16 protein-coding genes and 3 tRNA genes are annotated in these 21,683 nt (G+C 37.4%); 10 read left to right on the forward strand and 9 right to left on the reverse strand.

The genetic code is table 11. The annotated features are described in order from the left end of the window. Nucleotides 1-70: 70 nt before the first annotated feature. The 4 genes from ACSZOX_RS02845 to ACSZOX_RS02860 all read left to right on the forward strand — a co-directional run bounded on the left by ACSZOX_RS02845 (nucleotide 71) and on the right by ACSZOX_RS02860 (nucleotide 4,710). Complete coding sequence (locus tag ACSZOX_RS02845) at nucleotides 71-1,447, forward strand: DUF4270 family protein (RefSeq protein ID WP_437918240.1); 1,377 nt, start codon at nucleotides 71-73, stop codon at nucleotides 1,445-1,447. A 2-nt stretch (nucleotides 1,448-1,449) separates the two neighbouring features. After that, nucleotides 1,450-2,439: a Kelch repeat-containing protein gene (locus ACSZOX_RS02850; RefSeq protein WP_437918241.1), complete on the forward strand. Its 990-nt coding sequence runs from the start codon at nucleotides 1,450-1,452 to the stop codon at nucleotides 2,437-2,439. A gap of 163 nt (nucleotides 2,440-2,602) precedes the next feature. Beyond that, nucleotides 2,603-3,895 (forward strand): 4Fe-4S dicluster domain-containing protein, encoded by a 1,293-nt coding sequence (locus ACSZOX_RS02855; protein WP_437918242.1) that lies wholly within the window; start codon nucleotides 2,603-2,605, stop codon nucleotides 3,893-3,895. A 20-nt stretch (nucleotides 3,896-3,915) separates the two neighbouring features. Next, complete coding sequence (locus tag ACSZOX_RS02860) at nucleotides 3,916-4,710, forward strand: (Fe-S)-binding protein (RefSeq protein ID WP_437918243.1); 795 nt, start codon at nucleotides 3,916-3,918, stop codon at nucleotides 4,708-4,710. A gap of 41 nt (nucleotides 4,711-4,751) precedes the next feature. On the opposite strand, the gene ACSZOX_RS02865 is transcribed toward ACSZOX_RS02860, so the two are convergent. The 4 genes from ACSZOX_RS02865 to ACSZOX_RS02880 form a co-directional block, all read right to left on the reverse strand. Next, a tRNA-Leu gene (locus ACSZOX_RS02865) sits at nucleotides 4,752-4,834 on the reverse strand. Nucleotides 4,835-4,896: 62 nt separating this feature from the next. Beyond that, the gene (locus ACSZOX_RS02870) at nucleotides 4,897-5,775 is read right to left on the reverse strand and encodes a Ppx/GppA phosphatase family protein (protein ID WP_437918244.1); all 879 of its coding nucleotides are present in this window, start codon (nucleotides 5,773-5,775) and stop codon (nucleotides 4,897-4,899) included. 149 nt (nucleotides 5,776-5,924) lie between these two features. Continuing rightward, the gene (locus ACSZOX_RS02875; RefSeq protein ID WP_437918245.1) at nucleotides 5,925-6,539 is read right to left on the reverse strand and encodes a hypothetical protein; all 615 of its coding nucleotides are present in this window, start codon (nucleotides 6,537-6,539) and stop codon (nucleotides 5,925-5,927) included. A gap of 63 nt (nucleotides 6,540-6,602) precedes the next feature. Next, on the reverse strand, nucleotides 6,603-9,176 hold the full coding sequence (locus ACSZOX_RS02880) for a phosphoenolpyruvate carboxylase (RefSeq protein WP_437918246.1): 2,574 nt from the start codon (nucleotides 9,174-9,176) through the stop codon (nucleotides 6,603-6,605). A 483-nt stretch (nucleotides 9,177-9,659) separates the two neighbouring features. Between ACSZOX_RS02880 and ACSZOX_RS02885 the strand changes: the two genes are divergently transcribed. Together ACSZOX_RS02885 and ACSZOX_RS02890 are read left to right on the forward strand one after the other, a co-directional pair. Beyond that, nucleotides 9,660-11,849, forward strand: coding sequence for an FUSC family membrane protein (locus ACSZOX_RS02885; protein WP_437918247.1), 2,190 nt, complete (start codon nucleotides 9,660-9,662; stop codon nucleotides 11,847-11,849). Next, a complete protein-coding gene (locus ACSZOX_RS02890) occupies nucleotides 11,842-12,813 on the forward strand; it encodes a YpdA family putative bacillithiol disulfide reductase (protein ID WP_437918248.1) in 972 nt (323 codons plus the stop codon). The genes ACSZOX_RS02885 and ACSZOX_RS02890 overlap by 8 nt, the downstream gene beginning before the upstream one ends. A 1-nt stretch (nucleotide 12,814) precedes the next feature. On the opposite strand, the gene ACSZOX_RS02895 is transcribed toward ACSZOX_RS02890, so the two are convergent. Then, nucleotides 12,815-13,426 carry a TetR/AcrR family transcriptional regulator gene (locus ACSZOX_RS02895; RefSeq protein ID WP_437918249.1) on the reverse strand — a complete coding sequence of 204 codons (612 nt, stop codon included), beginning with the start codon at nucleotides 13,424-13,426 and terminating at the stop codon, nucleotides 12,815-12,817. Between the two features lie 102 nt (nucleotides 13,427-13,528). Here ACSZOX_RS02895 and murB point away from each other — a divergent pair, with 102 nt between their 5' ends. The 3 genes from murB to ACSZOX_RS02910 all read left to right on the forward strand — a co-directional run bounded on the left by murB (nucleotide 13,529) and on the right by ACSZOX_RS02910 (nucleotide 15,590). Then, nucleotides 13,529-14,545 (forward strand): UDP-N-acetylmuramate dehydrogenase, encoded by a 1,017-nt coding sequence (gene murB, locus ACSZOX_RS02900; protein ID WP_437918250.1) that lies wholly within the window; start codon nucleotides 13,529-13,531, stop codon nucleotides 14,543-14,545. A gap of 268 nt (nucleotides 14,546-14,813) precedes the next feature. Continuing rightward, entirely contained in the window at nucleotides 14,814-15,326 is a 513-nt protein-coding gene (locus ACSZOX_RS02905; protein ID WP_437918251.1) for a sigma-70 family RNA polymerase sigma factor, read from the forward strand. A 27-nt stretch (nucleotides 15,327-15,353) separates the two neighbouring features. Next, nucleotides 15,354-15,590 carry a cytochrome b5 domain-containing protein gene (locus ACSZOX_RS02910; RefSeq protein WP_437918252.1) on the forward strand — a complete coding sequence of 79 codons (237 nt, stop codon included), beginning with the start codon at nucleotides 15,354-15,356 and terminating at the stop codon, nucleotides 15,588-15,590. 10 nt (nucleotides 15,591-15,600) lie between these two features. Here the strand turns inward: ACSZOX_RS02910 and ACSZOX_RS02915 are convergent, their stop codons facing one another. The 4 genes from ACSZOX_RS02915 to mgtE form a co-directional block, all read right to left on the reverse strand. Then, complete coding sequence (locus tag ACSZOX_RS02915; protein ID WP_437918253.1) at nucleotides 15,601-16,521, reverse strand: PfkB family carbohydrate kinase; 921 nt, start codon at nucleotides 16,519-16,521, stop codon at nucleotides 15,601-15,603. 51 nt (nucleotides 16,522-16,572) lie between these two features. Continuing rightward, a tRNA-Asn gene (locus tag ACSZOX_RS02920) sits at nucleotides 16,573-16,646 on the reverse strand. Nucleotides 16,647-16,815: 169 nt separating this feature from the next. Further along, nucleotides 16,816-16,889 (reverse strand) — tRNA-Asn (locus ACSZOX_RS02925). 109 nt (nucleotides 16,890-16,998) lie between these two features. After that, nucleotides 16,999-18,372: a magnesium transporter gene (gene mgtE / locus ACSZOX_RS02930; protein WP_437918254.1), complete on the reverse strand. Its 1,374-nt coding sequence runs from the start codon at nucleotides 18,370-18,372 to the stop codon at nucleotides 16,999-17,001. 471 nt (nucleotides 18,373-18,843) lie between these two features. Between mgtE and ACSZOX_RS02935 the strand changes: the two genes are divergently transcribed. After that, nucleotides 18,844-21,648 (forward strand): hypothetical protein, encoded by a 2,805-nt coding sequence (locus ACSZOX_RS02935; protein WP_437918255.1) that lies wholly within the window; start codon nucleotides 18,844-18,846, stop codon nucleotides 21,646-21,648. Nucleotides 21,649-21,683 lie beyond the last annotated feature (35 nt).

Consider the following 21,683-nt stretch of genomic DNA (forward strand, 5'->3'; position numbering starts at 1 on the left):
ACAAAATGTAATGTTCATTAACATATCATATTGACAGTTTTGCTAGCACATTTTGAATCGCTTATTAGACATGACGAATTTAACAATACGGAAACATTTGCTTAAGATATTAGGAGCATTACTACTTATGCCCCTTTTCTATCAATGCGCAGATATTGAATCAGTTAGCTTAGACCTCGACTCCAGTAGCCTTGGTGTAAATAGCTCAGATACCTTCGCTGTAAAAACAAGTACCTTTCTTCTTGATCCTTTACCAACTGGAGGAAGAGGATTACTTTTGGTCGGCGCTTACGAGGACAGCTACGTGGGACAAGCAAAAATATCTTCGTATTTCAGACTAGAACAACCTGATGTATCTAAAGAGTTTACAAACGATGTTCAATTTGATTCGCTTACAATTAGTCTTTTTTATAATGGATACTATTATGGCGATACAACAAAAAACATGACATTGAATGTGCACCGCTTGACAGAAGACATAGATCCAAGAGAATTATCCATTGCTTTGGAAGATGATGAATATCCGGTATTTGTATCCTCCGAAACACTATATGCTGATCAAACATTTGCTTATCAAAGTACTGCACTCGGATCCAAAAGTTTTCTGCCCAGACCAAAATCAATTAGCGATACTATTCGGATAAAGTTAAGCCAAGATCTAGGAAATGAACTCTTTCAAATGATCCGTAACAAAGATTCCAAATTGACGATAGAAGACGAATATCTTGAATTTTTTAAGGGACTCGCACTTGTGCCTGGAGACGATGCCCAAGCTGTCATTGGCTTAAAAGACTCTGTCGCATTTAATTTACACTACAGCTACGAGCGTCAAAGTGATGGGCGTCAGATTTCTGATTCACTCACCATAAACATTGGTAGCAGTAGTTATCAATACAATAAAGTCGATGCGGACAGAACTTCCAGTACCCTCGCAGATTTATCATATAGTAATCAAGAGATAGATCCTAGTAATACAAATCAACGAACATTTATTCAAGGAGCAACAGGGATAACTACTCGTATACGCTTTCCCGAATTACGTCAAACATTAGGATTAGGAGAAACGTCTATCAACAAAGCTCAACTTATTATAGAAACCGATCAACCTGAACTCGGATATACTCCTCCACCGGATTCTCTGATTATTATGGTTGCAAACAAATATGGAACTCCGACATCCGTGTTGCAAAATAGCTCAGGGAGTTCAATCATAGCTACCTATCGAATGGCGAGTAGCTGGGGCGGGATAGGTCGAGGAAAATATGTTTTTGACATTACCGACTACATACGTGAACTAATAAAAACAACAAGCTATAATGAAGAAGAAACTTTATTAATCTCATTACCAACATCCAAACTCATGTCTAGTGTAAATATGCTGCGCATAGCACAAGAAGACGATAAACCCGCTATTAAATTAAACGTACTATATATCAAAACACAATGAAAATGAAATGGTTAATTAAATTAATGCTCTTAGCAACGATAGGGCTATTTTTTTGTTCTTGCTCATCTGATGACGATGATGATCCAGATGAATGGACTCGAGGTGCAGACTTCGAAGGATTGCCACGTAGTGGCGCAGTCGGTTTTACAATTGGCGACTACACCTATCTTACGACTGGATATGGTACAAATTCGACTCGATTTGTAGATACATGGCGTTTTAACCCTTCTCTTCAAAGTTGGGATCAAATGGCAGATTTTCCTGGAGCAGCAAGGAATAATGCAGTATCATTTGTACTTGATGGGAAAGGCTATGTTGGTCTAGGAACAAATTCAACCACTATGTTCAAGGATTTCTATGAATATGATCCAAGCACAAATTCTTGGACTCAAATAGCTGACTTTGAAGGAGCTGCTCGTTACGGTTCAATTGCATTTACATTGAACGGAGTAGCATACGTGGGAACCGGAAGAGACTTTGACGGACAAGATTATAATGACATTTATACTTTTACACCAAGTCAAAGTGGTGGTACATGGACAAAGGTTGCGAGTACTCCAAATAAACGTTCTTTTGCATTTACTTTTATTTTAAATGGCTTAGCTTATTTAGGTGGTGGCACAAGTAACAACCAGAATGTAAAAACATTCTACGCTTTTGATGGAACCAGTTGGATCGAAAAAGAGCCTTTAGCAGATCGTGATGATGACGACTATACGTATGATCTTACACGATTAAGTCCCTCTGCATTTGTTCTCAACGGAACAGCATTTATCGCCGGTGGCTTATCAAGCTACAGTGGCTCCCCAACTTCTACAACCTGGCGTTATGTAGAATCTGGCGACTATTGGGAAGACCACCAAAACTTTGCAGGATCGTCGAGACATCAAGCGGTCACCTTCGTACATGGCGACGTTGCATATGTTGCAACCGGCCGAAGCGGAACATCTCCTTTCTATGATACATGGAAATTCTCGCCAAACCCTTGGTAAGACATAAAAATTAATATAAGCAAAGCCCGTGTCCCCTTCTACACGGGCTTTTTTATTTACAACCTTTAATACATTAGCTATTTTAAATCTTTCCAAATTAATATTATGCCAGCATAGTATTAGTTTGTATATTTATATTTGTTAAAAACCAGCAAACATAGTTATGATAGGTCAATTTATCTTTTTAACGCTGTTCGTTTTGTCTCTCTTATTCTTTTTAAGGAATGCGAGGCGCATTTTCCGAAACATACAATTGGGAAAAAAAGAAAATAGAGGGGGAAGCAAATCAGAACGTATTAAACAGATGCTTCTAATCGCTTTCGGACAGAAAAAAATGTTTAAAAAACCAATTCCAGCAGTCCTACATTTATTTGTTTACTTGGGTTTCTGCATCATAAATTTGGAGATGTTGGAAATTGTTATTGACGGCATCTTCGGTACGCACCGAATATTTTCATTTATAGGCCCTATTTACAACGCACTCATATACACATTTGAATTCTTGGCTTTTTTTGTTTTGATAGGCTGTATTCTATTCTTAATAAGAAGGAATGTTCTCCAGATATACCGATTAAATGGGAAGGAATTAGTGAAATGGCCAAAAACAGACGCGAATATCATATTAATTACAGAAATTCTACTCATGAGTGCTTTCCTATTAATGAACGGAGCAGATTTCAACCTTCAGCAATTGGGACACGATCCATACCTTAAAGCGGGTTCGTTCCCCATCAGTCAATATGTAAGTACTATACTTCCTAATGATATCAGTATTCTTACATACATAGAACGATTCTGTTGGTGGTTCCACATCGTTGGTGTCTTACTTTTTCTGAATTATTTACCTTTTTCGAAACATCTACATATTGTACTCGCGTTTCCAAATGCATACTTCAGTAATCTGGAGCCCAAGGGAAAATTTCAGAATATGGCAACGGTGACAGCCGAAGTGCGCTATATGTTAAACCCATCTTCTCCCGCTCCAAGCGAATCAATCTCTCGATTTGGGGTAAAAGATGTCACAGATTTAACCTGGAAAAACCTATTGGATGCCTATTCCTGTACAGAATGTGGTCGCTGCACTGCAGCCTGTCCCGCAAACATTACGGGAAAACGTCTTTCACCACGAAAAATTATGATGGATACTAGAGACCGATTAGAGGAAGTAGGACGTATCCTAGATAAACAAGGGACAATGATCGATGATAATAAATCGCTTTTCGAGTCTTACGTTAGTGAAGAAGAGATTTGGGCCTGCACAACCTGTAATGCCTGTGTAGAGCAGTGTCCTATCAATATCAATCCATTAGAAATAATTATGGGGCTTCGGCAATATGCTGTTATGGAAAACTCCCAAGCGCCTGCTAGTATAAATGCTATGTTCAACAATTTAGAAAACAACGGTGCCCCTTGGAAATATGCTCAAGCAGATCGCGCAAATTGGAGAAACGTTTAATTCAGAAATAATAATAAGAAATGGAAACAAACCATCAAATCCCAACTGTAGCAGAAATGCTCGCTGAAGGAAACATACCTGACTTATTATTTTGGGTTGGTTGTGCGGGAAGTTTTGATGAACGCGCTCAGCGAATCACAAAAAGTATTTGCAAAATACTACGGTATGCTGGGATAAAATACGCCATACTAGGAGTAGAAGAAACTTGTACAGGAGATCCTGCGAAAAGAGCCGGCAACGAGTTTCTTTTTCAAATGCAAGCTATGACCACTATTCAGGTTTTGGATAGTTATGAAATCAAAAAGATAGTAACAGCCTGCCCGCATTGCTTTAATACTTTGAGAAATGAATATCCTAGTTTAGGGGGATACTACGAGGTTATTCATCACACGCAATTAATTCAGTCGCTAATTGATGAAGGCAAGTTAAAACCATTAGATAATCACGAATTTAAAGGTAAACGTATTACCTATCATGACCCTTGCTATTTGGGACGTGCTAATGAGGTGTACGAGGCGCCTAGAGAAATTTTAGAGCAACTAGATGCGGATCTTGTGGAACTGAAACGCTGTAAGAGCAATGGATTATGTTGTGGAGCTGGCGGGGCACAAATGTTTAAAGAACCTGAGCAAGGAAATAAAGATATCAATATAGCCCGAACTGAAGAAATTATTCATTCCAAAGCGTCTCTCGTTGCATCAGCGTGTCCTTTCTGTATGACAATGTTAAGAGATGGTATTAAATTGAAAGAAAAAGAGGATAGCATTCAAATTCTTGACATCGCAGAAATCACCGTAAAGTCAAATGGAATCTAAAAGAAAAGACTATCTGTAAAGAGATAGTCTTTTCTTTTTTGTGCCCAGGAGCAGATTCGAACTGCCACGCCCATAAGGCGCCACCCCCTCAAGATGGTGCGTCTACCAATTTCGCCACCTGGGCTCAGCGAGAGCAAAAATAATGCTTTTTATCAGATTTAGAAATATTTTTATCAATTTCTATCCCTATTTCTGTAAGTTACTGTCAATCAAACTCTGAATAATTCCATCCACTAATCCGACGCGTGGAGCGACAATATTTTTGAGATGTCCAACTTTCATAATAGTGAGAAAGATCTCTGCCGCAGGTATGATAACGTCCGCACGATCTTGCTTTAATCCTAATACATGAATCCGATCTTTCAACGAATAGGAGCTTAAATATTGATAAATAGCTTTAAGTTTTGCATAAGACATCGGTTTGTCCATTTTCTCATTTGCGATGCGAGAAAGTTTATTGATATTTCCACCGGTACCTATACCATAGATATTTTTATAGATCTTTGTATTTTCTCTAACCCAGCGCTTCATTTCATCCCAAGTTTCCGGATTATCTTGATTATCCAAGATTCTAATCGTACCTAAATTAAAGGATTTAGAAGCGACTAACTGAGCATTTGCAAATAGAGAAATCTCTGTACTCCCTCCGCCCACATCAATATATAGATAAACTTTATTCTTATCCATACTATCTTGCAGATTACTACTGTAAATTATTGCAGCTTCTTTTGCTCCGTCGATAATCTCAATATCAATCCCCACCTTACTACATGCTTTTACTATATCGGCACCGTTGTCTGCATCCCGCATAGCAGAAGTAGCACATGCCCGATATTCACTTACACGGTAAACATCCATCAGATTGCGGAATGCTTGCATCGTTTTAACCATATTCTCAAACTTTGATGTAGAAATATGTTGATGTATAAAAGCGTCATCGCCTAGACGTAAAGGTACGCGAATAAGAGCTTCCTTAGTAAACTGAACAGGATTTCCCTCTTGATTGATTTCCGCAATTAATAATCTAACTGCATTGGATCCGATATCTATAGCGCCGTATCTCACAGAAAATGGGGTTTAAAATGTATTAAATTAAATCTTACAATAATAACAAATCGAATATTAATATAATGTTAAGTTGTACAATAATTTAACCAATAAAAAAAGGAATGTATTATATACATTCCTTTTTTTATCGTTATATCGTCTCTCGATTAATGGTGACCGTGAGCGTCTTCTTTGCCACCTGCTAATTTAAACAGTTCAGCTACTTTTTCCAAATTTTCAGAAGCAAATGCACGTAAATCGGTATTTGTATTTCTGCTCAATCGCTCTAACTGATCTTTGATTATTGCAGATTCATGTTGTACATGATGCACATAGCCTCCGTGATTAGCATGATCATCGCTATGAACATGAGTGGCAGCATGTGCCGTTGAATCTGAAGAATGTTCTTGTACATGACTGTGAGCAACGTTATGTTCTTCAGTAGGCGCCACAAACACTTTCCCTCCTTTTATAGGAAAATCTACATGACTCAAAGTCGCCAAGCTATCTAAAGTAGGAACAATAGATGCATAGACCTCTTTAACCTTCGCTGCCAATTGTTTTTCCTGAGCAGAAGCTGAATGCTCCTCCACATAAGAGGCATAATCTAATTCATAAACAGCCTTTGCTCCAACAAGCTGAAAGAAGTTAAATGCATCTCCATCCGCCAAGCTTGTATGGGTATACTTTAATTGATTTTCACTCGCGGTCTTATTAGGGTTACAAGACACCAATAAAGCGCTAGCACACACGCCCGCAACAAATAAAGTGTTTAATTTCATCTCTTTTGTATTTATGCTACAAAAATAAAAAAATAATCGACTTTCCTATTTAAAATAAACAATTTACGCCAAATTACGACCCGCATTTACCACTCCATATATGGTCCGTGCAATCAATTTTCTGTAAACAGCCTCCTTCTCCTCAGATAACTCCTTATCCCGAATTGTACGGATAGCATAATGCTGAATCGTCAGTAAAGGCAATATGATTTTTTCCCTAGCTAAAATAGAAGCACGCTCTATAGGATAATCTTCCATAAGAACCGATGAATTACTTAATTTTAGGATATACTTTTTGGTTAATTCATACTCTGTTTTCAGCATCATCCAGAAATCACCAAATGTTTTATCATATTGCATATAAGCCGTAACGTGAAAGTTTGACTTTGTCATAGACATCATACAATTATCAATGATGGTTTTAAACATTCCAGAGCTCTGGTATAAATTCTTAACATAAGACCACAAATTATTCTCTTCAGCCCATTGTAAAGCGGTACCCACACCAAAAAATCCAGGGATATTTTGTTTCAGCTGACTCCAGGAAGTTACAAAGCTAATGGCACGCAAATCTTCTAAACGTAATTCCTTTCCTGAGTTTCGTTTAACAGGTCGGCTACTTATGTTAACTTCAGAAAGTTGTTTTAACGGACTCAATGTTTCCAAATACTTCAAGAAAAGCGGGTGTTTCCGTAAGGACATAAATTTTGCATGGCTCTCATGCGCCATTTGGTCGATAACCTCTTTTTGTTTTGTAGTTAACGTATCACCATCTTTTTGCTGCAATTCAGAAATAATACCCGCCTGTAACAATAATTCAATATTGTGTTGCGCGGTCTCCAGCGATCCATATTGACTACTGATTGTCTGCCCCTGAATGGTTAACTGTATATGCTCATTTGCGATTTCTTTTCCCATGGAAGCATAAAAACGTTGGGTTTTACCTCCTCCTCGTGCCGGAGGCCCACCTCGTCCATCAAAAAATACGAGATCCACATCAAACTCCCTAGCAATTGCTGTAAGCTCAATTTTAGCTTTATATATAGACCAATTAGCCATGAGATAGCCACCATCTTTTGTGCTATCCGAGAAACCTAACATAATGGTCTGTTTATTACCACGTTGTTTAATATGTCTCGCATAGCCATCATTCGAATACAAGCTACGCATCACATCTGCAGCACGAGACAAGTCATCCACCGTTTCAAACAATGGAACGAAATCAATAGTTAAATTGTCTTTTTTCCATCCTGTCCACAGAAATAGCTGCATTAGTCCCAAAATGTCAGAAGCCTGTTGGCAATTACTGATAATAAAACGTTGTGCGGCACGTTCGCTTCCACTTCGCTGTATATCTTTCAGTAAATCGATTACTTGCAAAGTATCCTGTATTAAAGGATCTACTTGAGCATCAACACCTAAATGCAATTCTGAAAAGGTAATATTTTTTTCTTTGTTTTGTTCAGAGTCTACAATATCCTCTAATTTAATGCCTGTCTCGGGATTATTTTCTAACAGATAATTGAATGTTTTACGTAGAATCCCACTATCTTGACGAATATCTAATGTTGTAAAATAACAACCAAATGTTATAACCTTACGTATTAAATCTTCGACTAACTCGACAAACAATCCATTATGTCTACTGTTTAACACATCTTTCACCGCATTTAGATTCTCTAAAATTATAGCGGTATCGTCCGTCGGATGTTCTACAGGATTAAAGCTGTTTTCATAAAATATATCCTGTAGTATGTCTAAGTACTCTTCAACTCCTCGGAAAGTAATGCGCCGTTTTACGATGCGAAAATCTCGATAATAACAACGGAATAAAATTGTCCTTAACATATTTGCAACTTTACGTGTGCTTTCCGCAGTTACATTAGGGTTACCGTCTCTATCCCCTCCAGGCCAAAATCCCAATTCGATCAGTTGCTTGACATCTTCAATAGGGACTTCCAACTCACTATCAATCTTTGACTGTATTTCAGATGCTACTTTATAAAATACATTCTCCAGAAACCAAGCTAAACTAGCTGCTTCATCAACAGGAGTAGGTTTCTCTTTATTAATAAATGGCGTTTTCCCGAGTTGTTGCAACAAGGACTGTATATTCGGCACATCATTTTGCTTCAACGCCTCAATTAAATCGGTAATAATAGCTAAAACGGGGCCAGGGTAGAATTGAGTTGGGTGAGCCGTTAACACCAGCCTGACAGAAAAGTCCCTCAACTTATTCACGATCTGTTTCTTCAACTCAGGATCCTCTTGTGTACGCTGAAAAAGTCCTTGCAAAATCCCTGACTCATCATTCCGCCCTACAGCGTGAAATGCAGAATCTTCTACAGCATCAAACAAAACAACTTGACGTTCAATATATTGAACAATACGAAAAAGAAAATCAATACGATCTTCTTCTTGGACATATTGCTCATACTGTCCAAAAAAACTTTCGATAATATCTTCTGGAGCTAAATGCTCATCTACTCCCTTTTCGCAATGTGTGGAAAAGAAAGGAAGTATCGTCCCTGTATGTTTCACCCGTTGAAAAGGCAAGGTTAAGAACAGGCTTTTGTATAAATCAAAGCGTGTTAGTACTTCGTTGTGAAAAACAGATTGTTTTTGACTTATCTTCATGCTTAAAATTATGGAATAACATAGATTCGAGTAAAAATTCGAATCGGCCTAAATTATATAATATTATCAAAAAAAACAACTTTAATATATAAAATAAATATTAATAAACGGTTTTTTTTATAAAAAACTCAAAACAAAGAGAGAATTAATAAACGGTATTTATCTGGGACAGGAACATTCATTTACAACAGCCATCTCAATCACAAAATGGAATCAACACAAGATACAAAATGTTTCTTTCATTTATGGATACCCCGACAACTTTGCAAGAAAGAACCGCTAAAAAACTAATTCCATGTTAGTCTGTATAGTATGAGATTAACCAGCATGACGAACAAACCAGCATCATTCTCGACGGGAGCTAAAGCTTAATAAATTCGTGTTTATACTAAGCCGATCATATTGCATATAAAAGTGAATTTATTTAGGTTTGTAGACAGTTAGCATAAGTAATTGCCGAAACGGAAATCAATCTATATTTTCATGGAAAAGACTAAAGAGATAAGTAATTTCTTTTATGGACAATACTTCTCAGAAGGATTAAAGATAACAATAGGCTGCATTGTGCCTGTACTTGTTTCAGCAACCTTAGGTCACTTTGAAATTGGCACATTAATTTCATTAGGAGCGCTGCTTGTAGGACTTTCAGATACGCCAGGAGCACCGTCCCATCGCCGCTTAGGTATGCTTTCCACAGCGATCCTCTGCATGATTACTTATGTAATCATTATCCACGTTAATTTCTCTATCACCTTAACAACCGTAGTTATTGCAGCGTTGAGTTTCCTATTCGCAATGTTCGCTATTTTCAATGCAAGAGCTGCCACCGTGGGATCGATGTGTACCTTGATGATGCTATTTAATGTACGTCATGAATTACTAGACACGGAAAGGTGGCTTTATCTTCTCTGCATCGCAACAGGCGGAGCCTGGTATATGTTAATCAGCATGTCCATTTTACGTGTCCGGCCATATAGAATAGCACAACAAGAACTATCGGAATCCATTCGCCAAGTTGCGGATTACATCAGATTAAAAGCGAATTTTTACGACCCAAAAATAGATATTGACAATAACTATCTGAAACTTATCGAAAAACAAATTGAGGTTCATAAACATCAAGAACTTGTCCGGGATATACTGTTTCAAAGTAAACGTTCCATTAAAGATACAACAAAGATCGGGCGCTTTTTAACGCTCATTTTCTCAGACATTGTCGACCTATTTGAGCAGAGCATGACGACACAGTATGATTACAATGCCATTAAGACAACATACGGTCAACATGGGGTATTAATGCCTTTTAAACATGTGCTCATCAAACTCACTCATGAGATGGATAACATGGCGTACGCGATTAATGCAAACAAAATGCCTAAGCCTATTTATCAATTTGAACATGACATCGAGCGATTGAGAGAGGCTGTTGACAAACTGGATAAGAAAAAAGTAAATACAATTCCTTTAAAAAAGATTATAATCAACATCCGCAGTATTGTTCGATATATAGAAAACATCTATAGTTACAGTTCTTCAAAAATAACCGAAATACCCAAGGAAGAAATTGACTCTGCCTCTCAATTTATAACACGAGATCAAATCGACTGGAAAAAATTCAGGAGCAACCTTAGTTTAGATTCTTCAGTATTCCGGCATGCCTTACGTATGTCAATTGTACTATCTGGCACTTATTTGATCCTTAGTTTAATCAGTTTCAATGCAAATGGAATCTACTGGACGTTATTGACTATTATGGTTATTCTGAAACCAGGCTTTGGACTGACTCAAGAGCGAAATCTCCAACGTTTGATCGGCACTGTCATTGGAGGTGTTATAGGAGCCACGATTGTGTTCACCATTCATGACCCCTCCATCCGGTTTGTTTTACTTATTTTCTTTTTCCTGACAGCATATAGTCTATTCCGGGTAAACTATATCATAGCCGTCATGTTTATGACGCCATACGTTCTGATAATGTTAAGCTTCCATGGAATGAATACGATAGAAATGGCAAAAGAGCGAATCTTTGATACCTTTCTCGGGGGCGTCATTGCATTTTTATCCAACTATATCATTTTTCCAAATTGGGAAAGTGTACAATTCAGAGGAAACATGCGAAACCTATTGATTGCAAACTACAACTATGTTGCCCAAGCGATTAAGGTTTTGGATGGCGAAAATTTATCTATTACAGCATATAAACTCAAAAGAAAAGAAGTCTATATCGCTTCCGCAAACATGGGGTCGACATTTCAACGTATGCTTACTGAACCAAAATGGAGGCAAAAATACACAAAAGAGATCAACCGCTTCGTCATTCTAAATCATATTCTTTCCTCTTATTCCGCTAATCTGTTAACTCAAGTTAATCAAGCAGATATAAAGACATTTAACAAAGAACATGTAAAGCTCTTAAAACGAATTTTATCAGAGTTAGAAAAAGCTATAACGCTACTTCCTCAACTCGCTGACGAAGAAATTCATTTTAAAATTAATGAAGATTTCCCCTCATTACACGACCCTATTGAAAGTGAAGAAGAAAGCAAATTAATTACAGAACAATTACTTTTTTTGAGCAAAATTTCAGGAGATTTACACCGGGTAACACAAGAACTCATGGTTCGCTCTCAAGAAGTTGAGAAAAATGAAAAAATGAAATTAATCGATGGATAATTATTTTGATGTACTAATTATAGGCGCTGGCCCAATTGGTCTAGCATGTGGAATTGAAGCTCAACAACAAGGGTTATCCCATATTATTTTAGAGAAAGGCTGCTTAGTAAACTCTCTCTATAATTATCCGATCAACATGACATTCTTTTCTTCTTCAGAACGTCTAGAAATAGGAAATACGCCCTTCGTCACGACCCTTCCAAAACCAAAACGAGCTGAAGCACTTGAGTACTATAGACGTATCAACGATAAATTCAAACTCAACACAAAATTATTCGAAGAAGTTTTATCTGTAGAGAAAAATGAACAGTTGTTTTCTATAAAATCTTCAAAAAAAGCATACTTTGCAAAATCTGTTATTGTCGCAACAGGATTTTATGATATCCCCATGCTCTTAAATATACCTGGAGAAAATCTCGACAAGGTATCTCACTATTATAAAGATCCACATTATTACGCAAACCAACATGTATTGGTGATTGGAGCCAGTAATTCATCCGTTGACGCCGCCCTAGAAACATACAGAAAAGGAGCAAAAGTGACCATGGTTGTAAGAAGCAACGAGATAAGTCCTCGCGTAAAATATTGGGTAAAACCAGACATTGAAAACCGGATCGCTTTTAAGGAAATCGACATTCACTACCTTAGTACATTAAGCGAAATTGGCGAGGATTATGCTATCTTAAACACTCCCGCAGGACAAAAAAAAATAAAGAATGACTTTGTTCTTGCACTAACAGGATACCGCCCAAACTTCGACTTTCTAAAGAAAATTGGCATCCACATCCCCGATCAAGCACCAATGATACCAACGCATGATCCCGAAACAATGGAAACAAATATAGAAGGACTCTACCTAGCTGGCGTTGTCTGTGGTGGATTAAACACCCATCTTTGGTTTATCGAGAACTCTAGAGTACATGCGGAGATAATCTTAAATCACATCCTTGGAAGAACAGCTTAGACTAAGCTCGTAATCCCCGAAGAAAAATACGAACCATTTTCTTTTGCTTAGCCAAAATAAGCTCAAATTCTTCTGGGGTTGGAAAGAGACAGTCGTTCAAATCCTTACTCAAAATGCCTGTACGCATTCCCATTAAAGAAAACAAAATCAACTCAGCTGTCTCACCAATATCATCAACACGAATTTCGTCATTTTTAACGCCAACTTCTAAGATACGACAAAACTGATCACGTACTCGTCCAAAAAATGGTTCCAAATTTTTACCCATTTCTCGCGGATTTTGAAGAAATAACGAAGAAGAATATTCAAAGAGATTGTAGTTCTCTCGCATCGTTTCCATCCGGCTGTCTATAGCAAACATAATCGCATTTTCGACACTTGAAGCCTTTCCAACATAAGCGTCGACTTTGTTTATCATTTCATTTACCACATATTCCATGACAGCTTTATATAAGCTGTGTTTGTCCGGAAAGTAATAATATAATAATGCTTTAGAAAATGCCAAGTCTTTCGCTATTTCGGCCATGGTAGTCTTTGCCATTCCAAAATGAGCAAAACGCCGTTTAGCAACCTCCAAGATCTTAGCTCTTTTTATATCTACATTTTTGGACATGATAAATTATTCCTTAAATAAATGTGTTAATAGTATCTTTACATCAAAATATAAAATTAATTCTTTTTTTCTGAATTTTTAAAAGAATTAGTCAAAAGAAAAATGACAAACGACATCCAATATAATATTTCTTTAAGACCATACAACACATTCGCTGTAAATGCTTATTGCAAAGAATTCATCAAAATAGATCAAGAAACACAACTTCCCTATCTATTTAAAGATCTCTTCTTTAGCCGCAATTTTTTTGTCATCGGCGGAGGGAGTAATGTACTTTTTACAAAGGACTACGATGGCCTTATTATATTGATGGCAAACAAGGGTATCCAACATTTTATAGAAGGAAATTACATTTATGTAACAGCGAAAGCTGGGGAGATATGGAACGACCTCGTTTGGTATTGTATAGATCATGATTTTGCCGGTCTAGAAAACATGGCTTTAATTCCAGGTACAGTAGGCGCCTCTCCTGTGCAAAACATTGGAGCTTACGGTACAGAACTGATGCATGTTTTCCATTCCTGTCAAGCATTTGACACCCTGACAGGAGAATTCACAACTTTCAAAAATTCGGATTGCAAATTCACATATCGTGATAGCATTTTTAAATCTGAGCATAAAGGTCGTTTCATTATTACCTCGGTAACCTATAAACTCGGTCTTAAACAAAAAATAAATACCACTTACGGATCAATAAATAACGAGCTGTCAAACAGAAAAATAGCAAATCCAGGTATTCGGGATGTCGCAGAAGTTGTTTCTGCTATTCGTGTAGAAAAATTACCCGATCCTTCTACTATTGGTAATGCTGGCAGTTTTTTTAAAAACCCAATTATCGACATTAAAGAATTTAAAATTCTGCAAGAGCAACACAGCAGCATAGTTTATTTTCCTGTAAATGACCAACAGGTAAAACTCGCGGCAGGATGGCTCATAGAAACCTGTGGTTGGAAAGGTAAGGTAGATGGAAATGTAGCTGTATGGAAGAACCAAGCACTAGTTATTACCAATCCAGGCAGCGCTTCTGGTCTAGAAATTTATACGACATCGTCCAAAATAATAAACGACGTGTATAAAAAATTTGGAATTGTATTAGAACGGGAAGTTAATATCTTATAAAAGTTTTCAACAATTGTCAAATATTTTTGTTGAAAAACAACCATTTACACAATCTAATTAATTATCAGAAGGTTATTTGAACTAAACAAGTTCACTTTTAATTGAAATTTAACCTTAATTTCAATTAGACTTAATGGATTAAAAAAAGTTTAGCACGGCATTTGTAGTTTTATACCAAACCGTATTTCATGGTAAATGAACTACACCAAAAAAAGCAGGAGGAACACCAGTTTTTTCGCTCATTGTAAACTTTTAAATCCAATCTAGTATGAACAAGTTAGAATTCAACACTTTGGTAATACAGCAAGCTGATTCACTCAAAGCGTACGCAAAGAATTTCACTAGAGATCAGGATGACGCAAATGATTTAGTGCAGGATACTCTATTGAAAGCAGTGACTTATTTTAACAATTTTAAGGAGGGCACAAATCTAAAAGGATGGCTATATACCATCATGAAAAACACATTCATCAACAACTACCGTAGAGTTGTCAAAACCAATTCTTTCATTACGAAAGAAGAAGAAATTACGAATGCAAATTTGGTCATTTCAGCACCAAGTAATTATGGCGAAAATAAATTTGTGATGGAGGACATCAACCACGCGCTATCCAATTTATCAGAAGATTACTATGTACCTTTTACTATGTATTTTGAGGGATATAAGTATCATGAAATTTCAGACTATCTTCATATTCCTATTGGCACTGTAAAAACGAGAATTCACGTAGCGAGAAAAGCCATGAAAAAGACACTTCACGCTTATAAATTTGGAGATTAAGTCTATATTTGGGTTCAAGAAAAAATAATGGACAACATTCCAAATTATTCCAAATCACAACTTGCATTAAGAAATGGACAGGATAAACCAGAAATATGGGTCAGTTATAAAGGCCTAATTTATGACGTAACGAAAAGCAGGTTGTGGAGAGATGGCAAACACTATGAACACTGGGCAGGTCAAGATTTAACAGAAGAACTCAAAAGTGCTCCACATTCAGAAGCTGCATTTGAACGCTTTGAAGTAATAGGAAAACTCATTTGAGATTAGCGAATTATTCGCTAATCTCAAATTTTGATAAGGTCACAAATCTTTGTATCCGTTGTTCAATATCAGCTTGTGATAAGTTTTGTAATTGTTCAGTTCCAAATTTTTCAACGCAATAAGAAGCCAATGCCGATCCGTATATAATTGCATTCTTCATATTAGCAAAATTAATCGACTTAACTTTAGCCAAATACCCTATAAAGCCACCTGCAAACGCATCACCTGCACCGGTAGGATCAAAAACATCTGCCAAAGGTAATGCTGGAGCTGAGAAAATCTGCCCGTCGCCGAAAAGCAAAGCGCCATGTTCTCCCTTTTTTATGATCAAATATCTTGGTCCCATTGTCAAAATTACCTCTGCTGCCTTCACCAATGAATACTCACCAGACAACTGGCGTGCCTCTGCATCATTAATCGTCAAGACATCAACCTTTTTCAGAACAGTTTTCAGATCGTCCAACGCTACATCCATCCAAAAATTCATCGTATCCAAAACAACCAGCTTAGGCTTGTTCTCAAGACGGCTCAGCGTATCCATTTGCACCTGAGGTGTTAAGTTACCTAACAGCAAATATTCACAATCTTGATAAGAAACAGGAACCTTTGGATCGAACTCTGCCAAGACATTTAACTCGGTAATAAGTGTATCCCGACTATTCATGTCATTATGATACTTACCCGACCAAAAGAAAGATTTTCCTCCAGCAACAATTTCTACCCCCTCTACATCTATACCTTTAGAGGTCAAGATGCCGATATTATCCTCTCCAAAGTCCTCACCAATTACACTAATTAATTTCACTTTATCATAGAGATAAGAAGCAGCCAAACCAGCAAACGTAGCAGCACCACCAACAATTTTATCTGTTTTACCAAATGGGGTCTCAATCGCGTCAAACGCTACAGTACCAACAATTACTAAACTCATATCGTTAGATTTTTGACAAAAAAAAACCGGCTTATTAGCCGGCTAAATTAGCTCCTGAAGCTGGGCTCGAACCAGCGACCCTCTGATTAACAGTCAGATGCTCTAACCTGCTGAGCTATTCAGGAATCTCGATCTTTCTAAAAGAATACCCCTTTTTCGAAAGTGATACAAAGATAGAACTTTGATTTTTATTTTCAAAATAATTTTAAAAAATATATTCCCCAACTCCTTCAAGCAAAAAATGAAATCGGAAGAACAAAAAAAACGTCCACTCTTTTTATTGAGTGGACGTTGCTCCTGAAGCTGGGCTCGAACCAGCGACCCTCTGATTAACAGTCAGATGCTCTAACCTGCTGAGCTATTCAGGAATTTATCCATCGTTTCCCTTTCGGTGATGCAATTATCGGAAGTTTTAATGAACTCTGCAAATAATTAGAAACATAAAAATACAATCTCCTCTATTCCAGCTTCTTTTTTTTATTGAACCACACCTCCCAAAATCAAGGTTGCTATCGTAAAGTAAATAATCAATCCTGTCACGTCAACTAAAGTCGAAACAAACGGAGCTGATGAACTAGCGGGATCTGCTCCAAATCGTCTTAATACGAAAGGTAACATAGAGCCAATCAAGGATCCCCACAACACGACACCGACCAATGAAAAGGCAATAGCAAAAGCGTATAATGTCCAAGCGTCACCATACATCCCAGAAAAAGCTTGGTCTACAGAAATCCGAACAAAGCCCAACGTTCCTAGTATCAATCCCAATAACAATCCAGAAAGAATCTCCCGCCGCATAACTCGCCACCAATCTCGCAAGGTAACCTCTCCCATAGCCATTGCTTGAATAATCAAGGTTGAAGCTTGCGATCCGCTGTTCCCCCCACTAGACATAATCACAGGCATTAATAAGACTAAAATAGTAGTAAGCCTATCTTCATAGTACTTCAAAACATTAAATGTCAACAGCTGTCCCAAAAAGAGTACGATCAACCATCCACCGCGTTTTTTCACAAGATGAAGTATCGAAACATCCAAGTAAGGCTCATCCAAAGCCTCTGTTCCCCCTATCCGTTGCATATCCTCCGTATACTCTTCATTTGCTACCCAAAGAATGTCATCAATAGTCACAATCCCCAACATAATATCTTGCTCATCCACAACAGGAAGAGCCACCCTATTGTTCATACGAAAGATATTAACCGCCTCTTCTTGCGGGTCATTTGCATGCAATGAAATGAGTCTATTGTCGATAAGGTCTTCAACTTTAGTATCCGGATCCGAGATAAGAATATCACGTATTTTAATATCATCCACTAAACGGCCATCACTGTCGATCACATAAAGAACATCAATCGTCTCCGAAGCATTTCCATAACGCCTAATATGATCTAAAATACGTGTAATGTTCCAGTGCGGCTTTACTGTAATGTAATCGGGAGTCATTAAGCGGCCTACACTATCTTCAGGATATCCAAGCAGCGATAAAGCTTCTTTTCGCTCCTCCGGGGAAAGCATAATAATAAGATGCTTAACAACATCCCCCTTTAACTCGCTAAAAAATGATGTACGATCATCTGGAGGCATCTCATTAATCAGTTCCCGTATTTTATTCGCAGGTAACTTCTTAAAAATACGCTCTTGCGTAGGGAAATCTAAAATACTAAATACATGAACGGCCCGATTGATATTTAGCGTCTCCATAAAGAGAGAAGCATGCTCTGGAAGTTCATCAATAAGCTCTTCGACGTCGGAAATGTTTTGCTCGTTCAGAAAATTCTGAAGTGAAGAAATATCATTAGATTCTATCCATTTCTCAACAAGCTCTACTTGCATTTCTAATTCTTCCATAACATGACATTTTTTATCCTACATTGGTTTTTTCTATTTGGAGCAAAAGTCGACTTTTTACTTCGAAATAACTAATTAATTTTTTGGACCACCGATAGACCATAAAAGGCCTCTTCCAAAAATTTTATGCTAATCATCCCAGCTAAGCCCGACCGGTCTTCCAACCACACATGAATAAAGCCGATGTTAATCCCATGCCTCTCGATAAAATAACCAACCTACGATTAGTCGCCCTCGTTAAAATGCCATTGAAAAACTATACTTTATATTGCCTAAAGAACAAACTTTAAAGCGAGTTCCCTTAAGAAATCCCAACACAAAATAAGTAGAAGCCAACATTTTTTTTAACTTCGTGATACATCTTAAAAATCAACACTTTCGCATGCAAATTCGCTGCTTACAAAAAATAAAACAACACGCAGAATAGAAAACTACAAAGAATAGCAAACCATCACCAATAAGATTACAACAATGAATAAAATACTGGCTATCACCTTCATGGCACTGTTACTATCGATCATGATCCCTTATAAATCCAATAGCCAAATAATCGATAATGAACAAGCTCATTCTAATATAAAATGGAGACAGATCGACACGGAACATTATCGTCTTCTTTTTCCCCAGACGTTCGAGCAAGCGGCTAAAAAACTAGCTACAGAACTTCCTTACCTGAGAAGGTATAGCAGCAATAGCCTTTCTATTTCCCCAAGAAAAATCACCTTAATTTTACAAGGAAATCATATCAGTCAAAATGGATACGTTCAACTTGCACCTCGAAAATCAGAATTTTATCCCGTACCATCATCCACAGCAGATAACCAAGAGTGGCTTCCGAATTTGGCATTGCACGAACTTCGCCATGTTTCCCAATTCGATAAATTGACAGGTAGAATAAGAGGACCTTTTTTCGAACAATTAGCATTAGCTTTATACGGCCTAAACTTACCTGCCTGGTATTTTGAGGGCGATGCAGTGCAAGTGGAAACACTATATAGTTCCGGAGGACGTGGAAGACTGCCATCATGGGATATGCCCTTACGAGCAAACATATTATCGGGTCGAGAATATAGCTTCAACAAGTATGTCCTCGGATCGTTTAAGGACAACGTCCCCAGTCACTATACCATCGGTTTTTTCATGAACACCTACCTAACCAACAACTTTGGTTTAGAAAGTCATCAAAAGATCTTAGAAGATATGCATACGAAACTTCTAAGACCATTTAATTTTAGACAAGCGGTTAAACATGTTGCCGGCATTAAACCCAACAAGTTATTCAGCAATACAATTGAAGAATTGCATCAAAAATGGCAACGAGAACTGACAGACTCATCCGTTACAGCGATAGAAACACCTAAAAGCAATTTTCCAAGTGACTATTTATTACCGCAAACTAACTATGAAAACAAATTGTTTGTACTGAAATCAAGCCCACAATCTGTCAACGAAATTGTCTATTTGGACAGCAATACGAAAGAACATCATATAATAAAGACAGGCATCCAGATTACGCCATACTTTCATATGCGTGACGACTTGATTGTTTGGGACGAGTACCGAAAACACCCTCGCTTTGGAAAACAAACATATAACATCGTTCATACCTACAATGTAAAAACAAAAAAACTTAGAACTATCAGTAAAAAATCCAGATATTATTCTCCTGTCTTGCATCCTAACGAGAACGCTGTAGCTGTAGTTGAGGTCGATTTGGCTAATAAAAGCAAGCTACTTCTATTAAATTCAGACAACGGAAATATTATCGATAGCATTCATTGTCCAACAGAAGTCCATATACAACAACCAAAATTCAATATAGAAGGAGATAAGATCATCGCGATCGCAGTATCCCCCCAAGGAACAAACCTTATTGAATTTAATTTAAAAAATCATGCCTATCGCTACCTTCTACCCTGGGCTAACCAGCAATTAGAGCGACCATTCTATCATCGGCATCAGATCATCTTTAAAGCTCACTTTGATGGGGTAGATAACATATACGCTCTCGGGCAAGATAGTCTTATTTCGAAAATAACAACAAGTAAATTTGGTGCATTCAACCCCTTCGTTGACGCTAACGACACGTTATTTTTCAACGATTATCAATATAACGGCTACAAACTAGCAAAACAATCTTTAACAGCCATCTCAAAAAAAATACAGGTCGCACCTTCACCTTATATTCGTAAAACATTAGCACAAGTAGATTTCTCCGATGAGAAAAAAGCAACAATCGATTCAGTAGAAGTAAAAAAATACAGTTCAACTGCACATCTCTTTAATTTCCACAGCTTATCTATAAGCAGCACAAACTTTGAAAGCTTTGAAAATTACATGCCTGGACTATTTTGGTTATCAAACGATGTACTAAACACAACCCAAATAAAACTAGGTTATGAATTTGATACAGACATTTCGAAAAGTACTTATTCGGCAGAAGTAGCCTACAAAAGATACCTACCTGTCTTCACCATTAAATATGCAAACCGCGGTTTAGTTGGAAATGCAGTAAGCGGAAACAACAGCAATGAAATTACCATGTATGATTATAGAGATCATCATACCACAATGGATATTTCTATCCCACTGTCTGTTTACCGGAGAAACACCGTTTACAGCTATGGCGCAAACTTTGGCACATCTTATACTAAGCGATACAATGTAAGTTTACCATTAAAAAACTTTAACGACATTATCGCCTTTCCACTCAATTATCAACTATATCTGAACAAGAATAACATGCGGAGTAAAATGGATCTCGCACCAAGGTGGGGGCAAAATCTTAGCATAACTTATAGACACCTTCCATTTGAACAAGACCTAAGCGGACAAATATTGTCCGTAAGAACTAACTTTTATTTTCCTGGGATATGGATGAACCACAGCTTACAGCTACGTTTAGCTGCTCAAAAAAGTAGCGGTCGCTACGAAGGGTCATACGACATTCCTATGGTTTCCGCATGGGGTCATTTCCAGTCCCCTATCGTACACAACACCGCAATGATAAACTATAGACTTCCACTATTTTACCCCGATTGGAGTTTGGGAAATCTAGCATATATCAAACGCTTTCAAGGACTATTATTTTCCGACTTCCAAAATATCCATAAGAGTACTGCTCCTAAAAGTTTTGGTTTGGGTATTTCAGCAGACTTTAACGTTTTTAGATATATTCTTCCAGACATCAACGTCGCTGCAAAGCTCACTTACCTCAACGACAACACCACGGCACAAAACATCATTCCAACTTTTGGGTTAAGCTACTCCTACTAAATAAGAAGAGCCGCAATGTATTTTGCGGCTCTTTT

Origin of the sequence: Sphingobacterium sp. LRF_L2 (assembly GCF_965644235.1) — a bacterium.
Lineage (GTDB): Bacteria > Bacteroidota > Bacteroidia > Sphingobacteriales > Sphingobacteriaceae > Sphingobacterium.